Genomic DNA, 2,311 nt, shown 5'->3' with positions numbered 1-2,311 from the left:
ATGAGCGCGAGATAGACGAGACTGCCCACCAGGCTGCCGATAACGACGCCCGCGCATTGCGCCACCACCTGCCGCGCCGGGCTCGCACCCACCTCATGGCCGGCGCGGAAGTCGTTCAGCAGATCCGCGCTTTGGCCCGCCGCGCCGCCCGCCACGTTGGCGGTCATCAGATTGGTGATGGGCTGGCCCGGTGCCATGGCGCCGAAGGACAGCTGCGAGACCTTGCCGATGGCCCCGATCGGCGCCACGGACGTCTCGCCCACGACCCGCGCCGCCACCGTAGCCAGCACGAAGGCGAGCGGAATGGCGACGATCGCCATGGTCCAGTGAATGCCGAACAGGGTGATCTGCAGCGCGACGGTAATCGCCGCCGCCAGCAAAAACCCGCCGAGGCGCATTGCGGTGCCCTGTTCCTTGGGCCGCACTTCCTTCGCTTCGCCGCGCTTATGGCGGGCGGACGTGACCAGGGCAGCCGCGAAGCTCGTGAGGCTCGCCGTTACCATCATGGTGACGCCCGGCCAGAGCAGCCAGCCGACGAGCGACTGAAACCAGCTCTCGTCCGCTTGCGCCACCTCGACGACGCCGCGCGCGATCAGCTCCGGCGCGATCAGCCCCCAGGCGATCAGCGCACCGGCAAGCAGCCCGAGCCCGGCGCGCAGACCGATAATGCTGCCGAAACCGAGCAGCAGCAGCGACGGGTCGAAGGCAAGCGTCAGCTTCTTCGCCGTGAGCGTCGGGGCAAAGCGCGGGATCTGCCACACAAAGTCGTCGATGACGTTGAACAGCACCGCGCCGGTGAGACTCGACATCAAGACGCCCACCCGCTTCATCGCCTCGCGCCCGTGGCTGAACATGTCGCGCATGGTCTCCGCCGTCGCCATGCCCGCGGGGAACACGAGATTCGATTGCACGATGAGGCGCGGCCGCAAATACCAGCCGACCCACACGCCGAGAAAGCTCACGGCGAACACCCAGGCCGTCAGCGTCGGCCATGGCAGATTGCCGCCGGTCATGAGCGCGAGCGCGGGGATCGGCGCCACCAAACCGCTCGAGGTGATGGCGGCGGCCGCCGACGCGGTCGTCTGGTTGATGTTGCTTTCGAGCATGCCCCATGGGGCGAGACCGGCGAGGCGCGACAGCGGCACCCAAAACGCGAAGGCGAGCAGCAGCGCGGTGATCGACATGTTGAACGACCAGCCGATCTTGAGGCCCGAATAGACGTTGCACGGCGCCAGCAGCGCCCCGAGGATCAGGCCGGTGGCGAGTGCGCGGGGCGTCAGCTCGCGCGCCTCGTCGCGCGCCGGGAATTCGTTCGGATCGGCCATTGAACGCGTTGGTGCCATGAACGCGGGCGTTCACCAACCCTCGAAGCCTGGCGGATGTTAATTTGACCCCCCGCGCACGGGCCACCTAAGCTCCCGTTACCTTTGAACGACTTGGTGCGCCGTGCTCGGTTCCACGCTCAACAGACTGTCCAGAGCCGCTTATGCGGCCCTTTTTGTGGGCGGCAGCACCTGTCTTGTGGGGACCGCCTTGGCCGCGCCGAGCTGTCCCGTGGAGCGCGCCGAGCCTCTCGCGGCGGCGGACGATGCCCTATGCGACCAGCTCGAGGCCGCGGTGCGTAAGCCCGGCGCCCTGCCGCACGATCAGTACGAGGCGAAGCTCTCCGAATTTCTTCGCAACTTCTGTCACCGCCGCGAGGCGTCCGGCTGGAAGAGCGACAAGCACATGCGCGACACAGGCCCGTTCATCGGCATGTTCCACAACGGCCAGTGGACCGGGCAGTATCAAGGCACCCATGCCCCGGCGGTCGTCTGGTACTCGCCCGACATGATCGACTGGATGAAGGCAAACCGCGCGGAAGGCGACGAGACCAAGACAGAGACGCCGGTGCCCGACGGCGCCATCATGGTGAAGGAGATGTTCCCGCCGCCCACGTCCCACTGCAAGGACGCGGACCTGATTCACCTATTCCCCGAGAACGGCGGCGCCATCATGGTGCGCGCCAGCAAGGAGTCCCGTGACGGCTGGTTCTGGGGGTGGTTCGGCTGGGGCGAAGGCGACTGGGCGCCGACCTGGCCGGCGACCTCGACGCACGGCTACCCGAATACCGGCTTCGGGCTTTATTGCACCAACTGTCATTCGTCCGCGCGCGACAACCAGACCTTCGCCTCCCTGCGCAACGTCAAGGGCGAGCCCGGCGAACCGCTGGTCTTCTTGAGCCACGACTTTTACCTGGAGGACCACTTTCAGAACGACGGCCAGCGTCTTGGCCAGCGCCGCGGTGCGCCACCGCCGCAGCCGAAATTCG

1 protein-coding gene and 1 pseudogene are annotated in these 2,311 nt (G+C 67.1%); one reads left to right on the top strand and one right to left on the bottom strand.

Annotation, left to right across the window (positions count from 1 at the left end):
- Window positions 1-1,325, bottom strand: a 1,325-nt coding sequence (locus ACSLE4_RS07055; RefSeq protein ID WP_435903769.1) for an OPT/YSL family transporter, incomplete at its 3' end; no start/stop codon positions are given.
- Window positions 1,326-1,446: 121 nt separating this feature from the next.
- On the opposite strand from ACSLE4_RS07055, the pseudogene ACSLE4_RS07050 reads away from it, so the two are divergent.
- Window positions 1,447-2,311 (top strand): annotated as a pseudogene (locus ACSLE4_RS07050) (hypothetical protein); the annotation flags it as partial.

It is taken from the genome of Methyloceanibacter sp. (assembly GCF_051306395.1).
Lineage (GTDB): Bacteria > Pseudomonadota > Alphaproteobacteria > Rhizobiales > Methyloligellaceae > Methyloceanibacter.
This window is presented reverse-complemented; position numbering and strand designations above follow the sequence as displayed.